Source organism: Niallia sp. FSL R7-0648, from assembly GCF_038007005.1.
GTDB classification, from domain to species: Bacteria; Bacillota; Bacilli; order Bacillales; family Cytobacillaceae; genus Niallia; species Niallia circulans.
Window position 1 is genome coordinate 4,109,672 of sequence record NZ_JBBOWE010000001.1, and the last position, 16,036, is coordinate 4,125,707.

The window sequence follows — 16,036 nt, forward strand, 5'->3', positions numbered from 1 at the left end:
GGAATGCCTCCTTTTTATCATGCCTTCTTTCTCTTATGCAGCCAGTGTTCAGAAGTAGCCTCCTGTTCACTTGCTAAAGCTTTTTTCATTCTCCATTCATTGATTTTGGTATCAATAAACGCTTTAAATTCTTTTTGAAAACGTTCATTCGAAAAATATAAGGAGTGATTTCGGCAATCAATCGAATCTATCTGGATATGCTCAAATTTTTGGACAGCCGCCGCAATTGCTTCCACATTTTGTTCATAAAAAAAGAGCCCTGTTGGACTAGTAGATTCATTGTATCCTCTAACTGTCTCCCGAGACCCGCCTTTCCCGTATGCAATAACAGGTGTTCCACATGCTTGTGCTTCTAATGGAGCAATTCCAAAATCCTCTTCCGCAGCAAAAATAAAGCCTTTCGCACGCTGCATATAGTCCTTTAATACTTCAAAAGGCTGGTATCCCATCAAAATAACATTTGACCCAGCTTTTGCTTTAATTTTCTTAAAGTCCGGACCATCTCCTATGACAACTAGTTTCTTGTCTGGCAATAAAGAAAAAGATTCTACAATGGTATCTATCTTTTTGTACGGTACCATCCGTGAGGCAGTTAAATAAAAGTCTTCTTTCTCATCTCTTAACGTGAACGCAGATACATCTACTGGAGGATATACTGTCTTGGCTTCCCTCCGATACGCCTTCCAAATTCTCCGCCCAATAAAGTCAGATACGCACATAAAAAAATCCACACCATTTGCTGTTCGATAATCCCAGTTTCGAACATAGTGCAGAATGAACCTTGTGATCCAGCTTTTTATCCCCTTTTCAAGACCCGATTCCCTTAAATATTGATGCTGCAAATCCCAGGCATAGCGTATTGGTGAATATACGTAAGATATATGCAGCTGATCCGGACCTGTTATCACTCCCTTTGCAACTGCATGAGAACTGGAGATGATTAAATCGTATTTAGAAAGATCCAATTGCTCGATTGCTAACGGCATAAGAGGAAGATAATTACGATACTTCTTCTTCGAGAAAGGAAGATTTTGTATAAAGGTTGTTTTCACCTGTTTATTTTGAATAAAATGCCGGTCTTTGGCTTCTAGATGTTCGACCGTACTGTATAGATCTGCATCTGGGAATAGTTTGAGTAACTCCTCCAGCACTTTTTCCGCCCCGCTGTAGACTACTAACCAGTCGTGGATGATGGCTGTTTTCATAAGATTCGACCTCCTTCAGTATGCTTGCTACTAAAAAACTATTATAAATTTATTAGTTTTACTCATACATTTTTGTTAATTGTCGATTTATGTTTCTGAAATTTATTTATATAGATTACACTTAATAGTAATTGCAATAGTGATTTATATGAATCTATATAAAGGGTGAATAATGACCTATAGTTTACACCTATCTTACAGCTTGCATGTAAATTTACAATCCATTTAGCAATCGAACTACTCACTACTCCCAACGCTGCCGCTTCTCCACCCATAAATCTATATAAAAGTACTGTAACAATTAACCCCACTATAATACCTAAAATCTCCGAGCAGGTAATTCTATGAAACTTAGCTTCAGCAGTTAAAAAGTTGACTAATATCGCATTTCCTATCGAAAAAGGGACACTGCTTAAGAGTATTACCCCCATAATGATGGAATCTACAAACTCTTTCCCATAAATTAAAGGAATCACTAAAGGCAACACACTACTTAAGAATATTGATACAAAGAATGTCCCGTAGAATAGCGTCCCATGTATTCTTTCCACTTTCATATATCTCTCGGTACCCTTTAAATCCATTAATTTAGGCATCAAATAGACACTTATTGCTCCATGAATTAGGGATATTAACATATTTCTAATACTTACAGCTACTGTATATAAACCTAAAATAAACGGACTTAGAACTAAGGAAATCACCAACTGATCCATTTGATTACCAAAACTAGATGTTATGGAATAGCCATAAATTTGAATACCTCTCTTTGTTAATTCTTTCGTTTTATTTAAAGTGTTATTTAATGTTGGTTTGATAAACTTTAAAACCATTAACAAGGAAATGATACAAATAAGAACATTTAATAAAGTAGTTATAACAATGAAATTATAGACATTGTATTTACCAGCAAAAATAAGAACTAAAATTATTGTAACAATCCCAAATGGCGTCATTAATTTAATCGCCATCACATGCTTAAACTTATTTATACCTTGTAGACTTCCTATTAGACCATGAGACATTATGGCAAAAGGTAATGCTAGTAATGATATTTTTGCCATATTTATAATAGAAGCGGGTTGATTGGAGATGATCATTGGAAAAACTATAAAGCCGATAATTAAACCAATAGGACCTATAATAGCATTAAGTATAAAATACGCACTTAAATAGCTGCTTTGTTCCTTATTATTTTTCTTTCCTAAGAAAGTAAGTGCACCAGGCAACCCAAACGTAAAAAGCAAGATGAATAAATTCGGCCATCTAGTTGCTATTGCCAATTCCCCTCTCCCATATGCTCCTAAATAACGTGCGCTTAATATACCAGTAATTAAATTGACAATCATTATAAATAGATTGACAGATAAACTAGATAAAAATAATTTTTTCATCTAATAGCTCCTATTATTACGATAGTTTTCCACATTTATTCCTATATTCATCTAACCTCAATTGCCTTTTCATATACTGTTAATCGCTGCTTTGCCGCTTGATTCCAACTATATTTTTGAGCAGTATGATAAGCATTCACTTGTAAATCATATAATAATGCCGGTTGGTTAATTAACTTTTCTAGAGCATTCCGCAATAACTCTGTATTTCTCCTCGGCACCACAAGTCCATCATGCATATTCGTCAAAATATCTAACGGACCTGGTGTTTCAAAGGTGATTGGCGCCAGACCACAAGCCATAGCCTCTATCAATGTTTTTCCAAATCCTTCAGATAAAGAAGGAAAAAGATTAATTTGGTAATGTTCTAGTAGTTCCGGCAGTTCGCTATGTTTATATTTTTCCATTACCTTTACTCTACTTCTTACCTCAGGAATGTAATCTTGATAGACCGTTTCCCTATTACACCCTGTTCCCAGAAAAGTTAGTTCTATATTTGGATACTTCTGAAGTAGTTCATTCATTACTTCCGATGTATATTTTATCCCTTTTCTTTGAATGTAACTCCCGATCTGCACTATTTTAATTGACTTACTGTCATCCCCTTTCCGAGTAAATTCTCTCCCTATAAAGTAATCTGGTATACCATTGGGAACAATATAGACGCTTTTAGGATTGACTTTGAAATGGTTGATTGCATATTTCTTATCATTTTCATTTAAGAATATAGACACATCAGACATCTTTATAGACTTAGCTACTTCCCAAAGTCTGAACCCACCCCAATATATAGGATATTTCCAGCTTAAATTCACATGGCCATTCTTTGATTCTTTTAATAACTCATGATGGGCTAAATGCTCTAATCCGTGACTACTAAAAACGGTAGTAGGACGATTTCTCATAGAAGATAATACCCAGCCATCCCCTGAAGCGACGTCTATCACATCATAATCATTCCATTTCATCTTATTCCAAGCTACTTTCCACGGGAATAAGACCTTATCCATTAGCCCCCCAGAAAAACTTTTTAAATCATCCATGAAATACGTATCGGCCTGCACGCCTAACTCTCTAAGAGCATCTCTAAAAGCTATTCGAGTACCAGAAACTCCGGTATTTGGATCATAATCAGCACTTGATATTAGAGCTACTTTCATTTTCACACCTCAAATGTATTTATATAATTGTTTACTGCCTAATGTGAGAATTAATATACTTTTCTACTAATGACACTGTTTTTCTAATATCAAAATTATCTTTGAACTTGTGATAGCCATTTCTCGCAACATAATTATATTTTTCTTCATTTTTGTAAAGCAACGCTATTTTTTCAGCTAATTGATTGTAATCTCCTGGTGAATATAAGATACCTGTGAAATCATCCTCAATTAACTCCAACGGCCCTCCTATCCCAGCTGCGATTACTGGCTTTCTAGAAGCCATTCCTTCAATAATCACCCTGCCAAAAGGCTCTGCTCTAGTAGAAGCATGCACTAGGATATCGATATCTTTCAGTAATTCCAAAACGTTTTCTCTATGACCTAGAAACTGAATATAATTACAATCCTTCGCTAATTCTATTAAATGATTCTTGTACTGAAGTTCTTCTTCTTTCGCAAACAAAACATCTCCAATTATCGAAAATTTGATCTCGGGGTACTTTGGGTGCAAAAGCTTTGCTGCCTTAATGAACACGTCTTGCCCTTTCCATCTAGCTATCTGACCCACAATAGCAACTTTAAATTCCCTCACGACTTCTAACCTCCTCTAATGGAAGGATTCCGTTATAGACAATTTTTGTCTTCTCTGTTTTTCCAAATTGACTGGATACAGACTTTGAAATACATATAATTTCGTCCGCAAACTTTGACAGCAAAACAAATAATTTCTTATTTATTCCACCATCCATAATATCCCTTACATGCCAAATAACTTTTTTAAATGCCAGCTTCCCAACAACAAGTCCAATAAAATGGGCTTTCATTGAGTTAGAATAGACAATCTTTGCCTCATTCTTATACATGAAAGAAAAAAGTCTAACCATTGGGACAAATAAAGAGAATATGGACAAGAACCTTAATGTACTTTTTTCATCTCTGTTATACTTCAATACTTTCTCGGAAAATGGAATGACAGCAACCTCCACACCAGAAATTTTCGATACTCTTTCCACAAGTGGACCGTCTTCAAAGCATACTAATGTGGGCTGAAATCTTTCTTTGTTGATATAGGTCAATATATCAATTAAACTTCTTTCTCCCCCTCCAATTATTGCCGTGTGTACTAGGAACAGTACTTTAATCTTTCCAACTTGCTTCACTGGCTCCCCTCCTTTTTGCCATTTTTATGCATAAAAAAGAAGCAGTTCTTGACTACTTCAAAGTTAATTTTCTATAAATTTGCTAATTTAGGAAAAAGAGAAGGATAGCTGTTTAGTTCTTTCCTTATTCTCTGTACATCCGCATCCACCATTACTTTTACCATCTGCTCTAACTCTGTCTTCGCTCTCCAATTTAACTTTCTTCTCGCTTTCGATGAATCTCCCAAGAGAACATCTACTTCTGCTGGACGGTAGTATTGAGGATCTATCACTACATAGTCTTGATAATTTAAATCAAGATAGCTAAAGGCGATTTCACAAAGTCTGCGTACAGTTGTTGTTCTTCCAGAAGATATAACGTAATCATCTCCTGATTCTTGTTGAAGCATCAGCCACATTGCTTCTACATAATCTGCTGCATAGCCCCAATCCCTTTTGGCTTCTATATTGCCCAGCCTCAATTCCTTTTGTATCCCCATCTTTATTCTTGCCGCAGCATCTGTGATTTTTCTGCTGACGAATTCAATTCCCCTCAATGGCGACTCATGATTGAAAAGAATGCCACAAGAAGTATGCATTTTATAGCTTTCTCGATAATTAATTGTCATCCAGTGTGCGTATAATTTAGCCGCTCCATAAGGGCTCCTAGGGTGAAATGGTGTTTTTTCTGTTTGAATCTCCTCCTGCACTAATCCAAACATTTCACTTGTTGATGCTTGATAGAATTTTATCCCTGGATTCGTTAACCTTATAGCCTCCAGAATATTCACTGTTCCTATACCTGTGATAGTGGCTGTTAATACTGGCTGTTCCCAAGAGGTCCCAACAAAGCTTTGCGCTGCTAAATTATATACTTCATCAGGTTTGGCTAACTGTAATGCTCTTATCAAAGAAGACAGGTCTGTCATATCTCCGTCAACTAATACCACTTCTTCCTTAATTTGCAGATACTCTAATCTCCATAATGTATCTGTACTTCTTCTGGCCAGTAACCCAAACACTTTATATCCTTTATTTAATAGCAATTGTGCTAAATAAGCTCCATCTTGACCAGTTATCCCAGTAATCAGTGCAGATTTCAATGTTCTCGCCATCCTTCCTTTATCCCTCTAGGTTGTCTAAGAGCTTCACTCTACTCGACCATAAACAATTGCTATTAACCCACTTATATCCATTTATCCCTATTTCCTTTATTAGCCGCTTATCTTGCTGTAACATCTGAATCGTGTTTACTACCTCTTGAATATCTGTAGCATTTACTAGGTAGCCAGTCGTTCCATTCACTACTGCATCTGGCACTCCTCCGTTGTTTCCTCCTATAACTGGCAATTTATGCATGCCCGCTTCTAAAAAGACGATCCCGTAGCCTTCTACATCTCCTTGCTCTTTCAATTCCCTATTCAACATAATAAATAAATCCGCTGCCTCATATAATGCTTCCAATTCGTTCTGATCTATGGCCCCTGTAAAAATTACAAACTTCTCTAATTGTAATTTCTTTGTCTGTGCTTCTAACTTTTCACGTTCTGGCCCCTTGCCACAAATAATATATCTAATATTCGGATTATCTTGCACAAGCTCCTTTAATGCTTCTAGTACTTTATCATGGCCTTTACGCTCTACTAGTCGACCAACTGTTAACAAAACAAATTTATCCTGGAGTTGGTACTTAGTTACTACTGCTTCTTTATGTAACTTTTTAGATTGAAGATTGGCATGGATTCCTGGATGAATGACCATTAACTTACTTTCTTCGATACCTGATTGTATCAGCACATTTTTCGTATAATTGCTATTACATATTATTTTCGTGGCATGTTTTAAACTATAATTTAGTAACTTATACTTTAATGGATTGGTCTTAGACTCAAGAAAATCAAGACCATGGATATATGGATAAAACTTAACCTTTAACCATTTCTTAGCAAATGGACCAACCAATCCAATCGGCATTATATTTCCGAAATGGAGTTCCTTTATATGATGGTTTCTTTTAATGGAGCAAATAGAGAAAAATAAAACAAACAGCTGCACTATTTGTTTGACCATGGACACCTTGTTAGAGATTCCGATTCGATATGTTTGAAAGGACTGTTTGCCATCGAATTCTTTATAGACATCCTCTCCTAATCTATTAGAAGTTAAAACAACTGTTTTCATAGGATCAAGATGAGAAACAATGCCATATACATAGTTTTGAATACCACCCTTTTCTGGTGGAAAATCTACAGATATAAATAATCTATTGGTCATTTATATCACTTCCTTTTTATAATTATCGGGTTCTTTATCCAGCATTATTTCCGAGAGTATCTTTTGTCCCATTTGTTTATTGGAAAATAGGCTAATCGCTCTTTCTCTCCCCTTTAAACCCATTCGATGAAAATCCTCCATTTCTATTAGAGCTTCTATCTTGTCTGTTACCATTTCAGGAGAGTCTGAATTAACCAATAATCCTGTTTCCATATCCTTTACGATTTCAATTGAACCAGGGGATTTGATGGCAACGACCGGCTTTGCATGTAACATCGCCTCTACCATAACTATTCCAAAAGGTTCTCCCTTAGCTGTATGAACATATATATCCATTGCGTCATAAAAAGGAGCTACATTTAATTGATTGCCAGTAGTGATAATATACTCACTCAATCCTTTTTCTATAATCAACTGATTTATCTTTCTTTCATATTCATTATCGAGATTATAAAGATTTCCGCCTACCATTAAAAGCTTTACCCTTTTGTTTTGTTTAATCAATAACTCAACAGCCTCTATCAAGATATCTTGTCTTTTCCAACCTTGTATCCTCCCAACATTACCCAGAACTATTGTCTCTTCATCAATCCCATATTTTTCTCTAATTACCTTTCTACTTTTTAAATCCGGAGAATGTTTTGCTACATCTGAGCCTGGAAAAGTGCAGAAAACTGGTTTATTAGTTAGCTTTTCTTGTGCTAACTTTGCAATATTGGAGGAACTGCCAATTTTCTTTGCAGGTAATTTCGGTGTGACTTTGTCAAAAAAATTGGGAGGATTGGGAACCCCATGCTGCCACCAGTATGTTGTTTTTTTTGCAAAGTAATTAGGAAGTGCAGTAAACAGATGGGCTTTAGGCATCCAGTTTAATACGATGCTTGGATTTATTTTTTTTAATACTTGATTATATTTTGTCATCCAGATTAGCACTCCCACCCCATTTTTCATCCTAGGTATTTCTAAATAATGTGTCCTAATCTTCAAATTCTCTACAGCTTTCTTTAATTTTCCGTCTTTCATAAATAGAACTTCCAACTCAATTTCCTCTTTAATGCTAAAGATTAGTTCATAAAGCATTGATTCTGCACCACCACCGAGTTCACCTACAGATGAAATTATCAATAACTTCACATTATTCCCCCTTCAAATAATCGCTTCAAATGCATTAATTAATTGAGCTGCAACACCTTTATTCCCATATTTTTCAATTGTAAATCTTCGAATAGTATTAGCATCGTTTTTATACTCACTAGCCTTTATTATTTCAGTTGCAAGCTGACTAATTTCCCCTTCTTTGAATATACTTTTCATTCCAAGCTTATCCATTACATATGGAATCTCACCACTCGAGCTACCAATAGAAGGAACACCACATGCTGCTGCTTCAATCAATACTCTACCGAATTGTTCTCTCCAATTAGATATTGTAATGGAGGGAAGTACATGAACATCCATACAATTAAACCATTTTGGCATTTCCGTATGGATTGCATCATTTATAAATTTAACTCTTTCTCTCACTCCCAATTCTATTGCTAGTTGTTTCATCGTTTCTAATAATGGCCCTCTTCCTACAATTAATAAGTACATATCATTCTTCCTTTTATAAACAGAACTAAATGCCTTAATTAATAGATCTATGCCCTTCTCCTTTACAATTCGTCCAGCAAATCCTATTACAAAAGCATGAGAAGGAATGTCCACTTCCTTCCTTGCCTTTACCCTTAAATCTGGAGAAACGATGAAATATTCTTCATCTACGCCTAATGGGACTTCATAAATCTTATTTTGATATCCTTTTTCTCTTAATACCTTTGTTACATCTTCACTAATGCTAATCGCAAGAGAAGAATGCTTATAAACATATTTCTCCATTTTTCGAAATAAAAATGGATAATTTTTTTTTATATTTTGTGCGGAATAAAAACCGATTGCTTTTGTATAGGGTAAGGCACTTCTTAAAACTTGAAAACAACTAAGAGAATATGGCTCTTCTGCAACGTATACAGCATCTGGTTTACAATTTTCAAAGAAATGCTTAAATCTTTTTTTATAAAAGTGAAGTGGAATACTTTTATTAAAATAAATAGGAACCTCCATAATTCTTCCGCTAAATTGAGGCCACCTTTTCACTGATATTGGTTTATCCGCTAATCCCGGTGCAACAAAATTACTGGGGACGATTAAGTCAACTTGATGTCCCATCTTTTCGATTTCTGCATATACTTGTTGATTTATATCGGTAACACAAGCATGACTAATGACTACTAAATGCATTAACTTCACCTCGATAAATACTATATTGTCTGTGAATCCAACCCGCTAAGAGCCATGTTATAATAGTGGCTGTATAGAAACCTCCATTTATCCATGTTCCAAATCCTCCGAGAAAAATTGCCAATGATATTGCATATTCCAAATGGTTCTTCTTGTTTATAAGATAGAGAGCTTTATAAATGGTAGTAAAAACCACAGCCATATAAATAATTCCCCCTACTCCCATCGCTACGATCATATTGGATATGTCAATCTCAGTAGACATCGCTTCCGTTGTTGCTAATTTATCAGCAGCCTTTGTAACAGAAGCAATCCCATGTCCAACTGGGTTAGTAAAAATAGATTTCATACCATCAACAAACCGCTCAATATGCCCTAAACCGGTTTGATCCTCTGATAAAGGATCTACTAAACCTTCAACCATATGGGAAACAGCTGGTTCTGCAACTCCGAACCACGCAGGGTTTAAATTGGGTAAGGTCATCCAGATCATATAAAAAGCTATAATACTTATGATTCCTGTAGTAATTTTTCTTATTAACGTTTTTCTCGTTACGATCAAAACAATAAAAATTGCAATTGCTATAAAAAAAATAATCGTTCTTGAACTAGCGAAGAAGATAGATAATAGGGTAACCAACACCACAGGTAGATGTAGTAAAGGATCTTTTTTATATATCAACTTTGTAAATCCAATCATAAAAGTAATCATTGTAAAATAAACAAATTCCTGTGCACTCGGAAATGTGCCAATTGCTCTTACTGTATCTTCTGCTAGATACAAAGCAGCATACCCCGTCAGATCCACCCACATTTGTTCAAATGGAAGAATTCCAAAGAATGTCTGGTAGATGCCATAAAGTGCAATCATTGTACCGATTACTTCTACAATATTTAAAATCCTGACTATATCCTTTTGCTTAATTTTGTAGAATGCAATGAAATACCATAACCAAGGAACAATTATATATATCGCGGCTACAAAACCTGATATCGGACTCCCAGAGTATGGATTAAACATTTGTACACAACCAAAAAGAAAAAGAGCAACCATTAATTTATCCGGCTTCTCTTCTCCTAGGCTCTGTTGACTTTTCAATTCCCAAAATAAAGAAAGAGCTAAAATAATCGTTATGCTTGGTCCAAGTATTAGTAAAGGATCAAATGAGCTCCAGCTTGCAATAGGGATTAGCGCCCTTCGAATTAAGCCCATAAAAGCTAAGTAGACTATTAAAAAGAAAATGATTCGTTCTCTAACGATTGCTAACATGGCTAATGTAATGATAAAGAGACTAGCAAATATAAGTACTCTTATATTTCCAGGACTTATTGAAAGTCTGCCAACAACAAGAAGAGCTAAGAATAGAATCCCTAACTCCATTAATCTTCTTCTATAAAGAAAAGTAGTCAATATTCAGCCCTCACTTTTAAGACACATCAATTAAATTCTCATATTGCTTTTGAAATAACTTATAGGTCTCATCCCAAGTGATATTTAGCGATCGTTCTCTAACTTGGAATGACATCTTGTCTCTTAATTCTGGATTTAATGCTAATTTCTCCATTGCTTCTAAAACTGATTCCTTATTTCTTTCAACGGTATACCCTGTAATGTTATCTTCGGCAATTATATTAGCAATACCAACAGAAGTCATAATGACTGGTAAACCGCATGCCCCTGCTTCCAATGATGCAATGCTAAACGTTTCATATAAGCTAGGGAGAACATATATATCTGACAATCTATATAAATCGGCTGGATTCTCTTTGAAGCCGTGAAAAATAACATGATCGGTTACCTCCTTAGAAAAACCTTTCAATATTGCTGATTTGTCCCCTTTTCCTACTACTAATACTTTTGCTTTTAGTTCTGCATTCCTCGATAATAATTCTTGAAAAGCCTCTAATAGAATTCTTAGACCTTTCCTTGACCAATCCCCACCAACAAAAACGAATACTAAAGCCTCTGTAGGAATTCCTAGTTTTTTCTTATAATGCTTTTTCTCTTCAATAGATGCTGGTCTAAAAGCTGAAACATCAACCCCATTATAAATAATACTTATATCATCTTCTTTATAAAGAAAATGCTTTAAAACTTCTTTTTTAACATGTTCAGAAACGACTACTAGATGCGGAATACGGTCTGGCTGATAACAAACCCCTTCCATCCATAAAGCAAAATTGCCTTGTAACCAAGAATTTATTTTATGAGCAAATGATTTTGTATGTTTGAGACGATCATTTAGCCCAAGGGTTCTATATGCCCGATGGCAAAAATGAATAGTAGACATATCTACTCGGTTAAAAACTATCGCACCTGTTGTATGAACTAAATCATATTTTTTAATAAACAAAACAAGACTTGCTATAACCGCAAAAAGTACACTTTTTAGAAAAACAGGTCTCTGTGGAACTGGAATTTTTATGAATTTAACTTCGCGAAATTCCCCACTTAATTCCGAAGCAATAACAGTGATCTCATATTCATTACTTAGTCGCCTAATCATCTCTGAGAGATGAATTTCCATTCCACCTCTATTGTTTATGTTATGGGCAACAATCGCTAGTTTCTTTTTCATCTAGCTTAACTCCTTACTATGGTTTTTAATTTTTTTTGAAATCCTAATCGAGTATGAATATTTACGGAGAATTTTTGGAAGTTGGATTTTGGCTTTTTCTTTAAAAGTCGAATAAGTTGTAATATTCCCGGTCTGTCAGATGTACCAATCATTATAGACCATCCTATGTATAATAATTTTCGGATCGGATTTGACATATATTCAGATAAGATCAAAGTTTCATTAAATACCCCTTGTAAATACGCTTCCTTATTAAATTCCCCTCTCTGATCGAGATCAAATCGCGGAGCTGGATAATGATCCACTGCTGCTTCCGGGTCATATACCAGCCTCCATCCGCGCTTTCTTACACTTAAGCTAAATGCCATATCATTATGTATTTGTGCTCCCTGCCCTAATAACCTTTCATCAAAAGTTAATCCAGCAATGGCCTTTCGTCGATAGCTCATGTTTGCTCCTTTTAATACATCTACATCACGAGCTTCTCCATATCCTAAATGGTGATTGCCAATGACACGACCAAACCATTGTACCTTTCCAACAGGATCCTTCCTTCCAACTTCTTTGTGGTTGTCGTGAACTACCCAGTCACGCCCGCCGACTCCTCCAATTTGGTCGGAGCTTTTAAATATGTCGATTATCTTTTGAAGCCAATGAGTATGCGGCACTGTATCATCATCTAATATACAAATGAATTCTCCTGCGGCCTGCTGCAGCCCTTCGTTTAATGCGGCAACTTGACCTGGTCGAGTTACGATTGCTTGTTTAATAGAAATAATAGATTGATAGTCTTTTAGAAAGCTTGCAGTTTGGTTATCTGTATCACGAACTACCACTATTACTTCATCAGGTTTATGAAGTTGTCTGCATAATCCCTCTAAACATCTTTTTAAATCATTTGTCCGCTTATAGGTCGGGATAATTACCGACGTTTCCATTCCTTCATTCCCCCAATCAATACGCGTCCTTTGATCCAAATAGGACAAAAAAAGTTTTGATAATTAACTTAAAATCAATAAATAGATTTCTTTCTCTTATATATTTAAGGTCTAGTTCTACCCATTCCATAAAACTAAGGTTACTTCTTCCACCAACTTGCCAATAGCAGGTGATGCCTGGAACTACCTTTAATCTTTGTCTTTCATATGATGAATAGGCAGCTACTTCTTGGGGAAGGGAAGGCCTTGGTCCTACTAAACTCATTTCTCCCTTAATAACATTTATTAACTGCGGAAGTTCATCGATACTAGTCTTGCGAATAAATTTGCCGATTCTTGTTACTCTTGGATCGTCCTTTATTTTAAACACAGGACCAGTTGCTTCATTTTTATCCATTAACGAGGCTTTAAGGTCTTCTGCATTGGATACCATAGAACGGAACTTATACATCTCAAAGGGTTTACCGTCTTTTCCAATTCTCGTCTGTTTAAAAAAGACTGATCCCCGTTTGTCTTCGAGCTTTATTAAAAATCCAATAATGAAGAATAATACCGAAAGTATAAGCAGCCCTATGATGGCACAAAGAATGTCGAAGACTCTTTTGAAAAGAAGATAAGCTTTCTGCTCTTTGATCAGCACTTCTTCTGTCCTTGCATTTAATTCTCTTACTAATGATTTTTCTCCTAACGACAACTACTTTCACCAGCTTTCTTGTTAACTGCTAATTAATATGTTCGAGTTACAATAAATATTATTTATCTAGTAACAATGATAATAATATTTATTTCTCTTTTAAAAAAACTTAACGAAGAAAACGAACTGGTTTCCTTCGTTAAATTTTTTTAAAATGAGGCATTTAACCTCTCCTCACATCACACTTTTGCAGACTAGCGCTAAGGTAGAGCCTTCATCCTACCCACAGCATGACCGAGTGCCTCTATTGATATTGGTTAAGAGACATCACCAAAAAATTCATTTCAAAAAACAACATATTCTTAATAAAGAACGAATCATTAAAAATATATAACCTTAGAAAGGCCTATATTCTAAAAGATTATAAAAATTCAATTAAAAACACTATATTTATATTAAAATCAAGTCGTTCTTTTTGAAGAACATTTGAATAATCGTCATTATAACAATGTATCCAATAGAAGGAAATAGCATTTTTTGTCGAATGGGTTTATTTATAAAAAAATACTTAAGTGAAGCAGTTTGCTTTTCAGCTCTAGTTTATTCTCACTTTTTTACGCTGCCTTTTACTCACTCGCTCATCATTAAGCACTGCACCTAAAAAAATCGCTTTGGAATTCGAAAGCATATCCCTTGTAAATTCAACGGTTTCTATATTGTTTTTATTGCTTCGTACAACCATTAATACTCCGTCTGATATATTCGATAGTAATAAAGAATCAGCAACAGATACTAGTGATGGCGTATCAAATATAACCATATCGTATTGATGGGATACGTTGCTTACTAACATCTCCATTGCAGGTGAACCGAGCAGTTCTGATGGATTAGGAGGCACAGGTCCACTAGTTAGCAGGTCAAGATGGTCAATAGGTGTTTCTATTACACATTCTTCTAGCCTGTCCCTGTTTACAAGTATAGTGCTTAAACCAAATTCATTATTTTCTTCAAATGATGTGTGTAATGTTGGATGACGAAAATTGGAATCTACCAGAAGAACTCTTTTTCCTACCTCTGCAAAAGCAATTGCTAGATTAGCAGAAAAGGTAGACTTTCCTTCTGATTCTTCACCTGATACAATTGCTAAGGTTTTAATCTGATTTTCATTAATAGCTAACTGAATGCTAGCACGAATTGCATGGTATTGTTCTCTGATTGGCGATTTAGGTTTTAGATGAGATAACAGATTACTTACCCTCTCTAATTTAGATTTCCGTTTCGGTAGTGGTGACATTTAACGATCTCCTTTCTGCTTTTAAGGATTCCATAAGTGATTGAGGGATTCTGTCTTTTTCAGAGATGGCAGATAGCGTTCCAACTACTTTAATATTTAATTTTTCTAAATCTGATTTTGATCTTACGGTCGTATCTAAAAAGGCAAATAATAAGACTAACCCCACTCCCATAATGGCTCCTAAAGCAACCGCAATTCCTATATTAACAGTTATACTAGGGCTGATCGGCTTTTCATTTACTATTGCTTCATTCATTATTTGCACATTATTAACCTTCATTAAGGATGGCAATTTTTCTAAAAAGGTAGTAATAGTAGTATTGGTAATCTTTGCAGCTCGTTCTGGATTAGTGTCTGTAGTTGTTACATTTAAAACTTGTGTAGAATCTTGTTTAGCAACTTGGATTTGACTACTTAATTGCTCTGCCGTTATTGGTAGTTGGAGCTTTTCAACCACATCATTTAAGATGACTGGATTTCTAATAATGACAATATATGTATCGATTAAATCCATATTGGATCTTACATCCAATTCACTGACATCAACGACTTTTTCAATATTTTTATTAACCAAAAGCTGTGAGCTGCTTTGATAGAGTGGCGTTATTTTATAATTAGTATATAAGCCACTTACAATGCCAGCTCCAATGGATACCATCAATATAAGTAACATTCTTTTTTTCAAAACAGCAATAATCTCTTTAATCGACTTAATTCCTTCCAATAGAATACCTCCCAGATTATTCGTGCTTAATAAAATTACATCTTCTTAATTTTCGTTCTTTATAGAGAACTTATGTCTATTATACATCTTTTCATCCTATTTGCCATAGTAATTTTCAATGATTTATAATTTTTTTACTTAAATTAACATAACATCTAATTAGTAATAGAACATTACTTAAATGTAAGCACTTATATTATTCTAGATCTATTTTGTTTGATAAAAAACTAGATATAAAAAAGAAGTACTTTAAGCAGACTGTAGACAAACTCATGTATTTTGGAAAAAGAAGTTTGAGTAAAAGTATATTTAATAAGCTCTTTGAATCAGGATGTTGCTTTCCGCTTCGGGGGTTCGCTTTCCGTGGGGCTCGCGCTGAGCCGCTTCGGCTTTCAGCCTGCAGGGTCTCAGG

General features: G+C 35.1%; 15 protein-coding genes. All 15 read right to left on the bottom strand.

Annotation, left to right across the window (positions count from 1 at the left end):
• Nucleotides 1-17: 17 nt before the first annotated feature.
• The 15 genes from NSQ89_RS19915 to NSQ89_RS19985 all read right to left on the bottom strand — a co-directional run bounded on the left by NSQ89_RS19915 (nt 18) and on the right by NSQ89_RS19985 (nt 15,624).
• A complete protein-coding gene (locus NSQ89_RS19915) occupies nt 18-1,205 on the bottom strand; it encodes a glycosyltransferase family 4 protein (RefSeq protein WP_341133125.1) in 1,188 nt (395 codons plus the stop codon).
• 62 nt (nt 1,206-1,267) lie between these two features.
• Nucleotides 1,268-2,599 carry an oligosaccharide flippase family protein gene (locus NSQ89_RS19920; RefSeq protein ID WP_341123359.1) on the bottom strand — a complete coding sequence of 444 codons (1,332 nt, stop codon included), beginning with the start codon at nt 2,597-2,599 and terminating at the stop codon, nt 1,268-1,270.
• A 47-nt stretch (nt 2,600-2,646) separates the two neighbouring features.
• On the bottom strand, nt 2,647-3,759 hold the full coding sequence (locus NSQ89_RS19925; protein WP_341133126.1) for a glycosyltransferase family 4 protein: 1,113 nt from the start codon (nt 3,757-3,759) through the stop codon (nt 2,647-2,649).
• Between the two features lie 31 nt (nt 3,760-3,790).
• On the bottom strand, nt 3,791-4,354 hold the full coding sequence (locus NSQ89_RS19930; protein WP_341133127.1) for a glycosyltransferase: 564 nt from the start codon (nt 4,352-4,354) through the stop codon (nt 3,791-3,793).
• The gene (locus NSQ89_RS19935) at nt 4,341-4,922 is read right to left on the bottom strand and encodes a hypothetical protein (RefSeq protein WP_341133128.1); all 582 of its coding nucleotides are present in this window, start codon (nt 4,920-4,922) and stop codon (nt 4,341-4,343) included. The genes NSQ89_RS19930 and NSQ89_RS19935 overlap by 14 nt, the downstream gene beginning before the upstream one ends.
• 71 nt (nt 4,923-4,993) lie before the next feature.
• Nucleotides 4,994-6,004 (bottom strand): GDP-mannose 4,6-dehydratase, encoded by a 1,011-nt coding sequence (gene gmd / locus NSQ89_RS19940; protein ID WP_341133179.1) that lies wholly within the window; start codon nt 6,002-6,004, stop codon nt 4,994-4,996.
• Between the two features lie 19 nt (nt 6,005-6,023).
• A complete protein-coding gene (locus tag NSQ89_RS19945) occupies nt 6,024-7,175 on the bottom strand; it encodes a glycosyltransferase family 4 protein (RefSeq protein WP_341133129.1) in 1,152 nt (383 codons plus the stop codon).
• Nucleotides 7,176-8,309 (bottom strand): glycosyltransferase, encoded by a 1,134-nt coding sequence (locus NSQ89_RS19950; RefSeq protein ID WP_341133130.1) that lies wholly within the window; start codon nt 8,307-8,309, stop codon nt 7,176-7,178.
• A 12-nt stretch (nt 8,310-8,321) separates the two neighbouring features.
• Nucleotides 8,322-9,455, bottom strand: a complete 1,134-nt coding sequence (locus NSQ89_RS19955) for a glycosyltransferase (RefSeq protein ID WP_341133131.1) — start codon at nt 9,453-9,455, stop codon at nt 8,322-8,324.
• A complete protein-coding gene (locus NSQ89_RS19960) occupies nt 9,436-10,866 on the bottom strand; it encodes a hypothetical protein (protein ID WP_341133132.1) in 1,431 nt (476 codons plus the stop codon). Before NSQ89_RS19960 ends, NSQ89_RS19955 begins: the two co-directional genes overlap by 20 nt.
• Before the next feature lie 16 nt (nt 10,867-10,882).
• On the bottom strand, nt 10,883-12,034 hold the full coding sequence (locus NSQ89_RS19965) for a glycosyltransferase family 4 protein (RefSeq protein ID WP_171510123.1): 1,152 nt from the start codon (nt 12,032-12,034) through the stop codon (nt 10,883-10,885).
• Between the two features lie 5 nt (nt 12,035-12,039).
• Nucleotides 12,040-12,972: a glycosyltransferase family 2 protein gene (locus NSQ89_RS19970; RefSeq protein WP_171510124.1), complete on the bottom strand. Its 933-nt coding sequence runs from the start codon at nt 12,970-12,972 to the stop codon at nt 12,040-12,042.
• A gap of 16 nt (nt 12,973-12,988) precedes the next feature.
• Nucleotides 12,989-13,612, bottom strand: coding sequence for a sugar transferase (locus tag NSQ89_RS19975; protein ID WP_430755287.1), 624 nt, complete (start codon nt 13,610-13,612; stop codon nt 12,989-12,991).
• Nucleotides 13,613-14,201: 589 nt separating this feature from the next.
• Entirely contained in the window at nt 14,202-14,900 is a 699-nt protein-coding gene (locus NSQ89_RS19980; protein ID WP_047942589.1) for a CpsD/CapB family tyrosine-protein kinase, read from the bottom strand.
• A complete protein-coding gene (locus tag NSQ89_RS19985; protein ID WP_341133133.1) occupies nt 14,872-15,624 on the bottom strand; it encodes a YveK family protein in 753 nt (250 codons plus the stop codon). The genes NSQ89_RS19980 and NSQ89_RS19985 overlap by 29 nt, the downstream gene beginning before the upstream one ends.
• Nucleotides 15,625-16,036 lie beyond the last annotated feature (412 nt).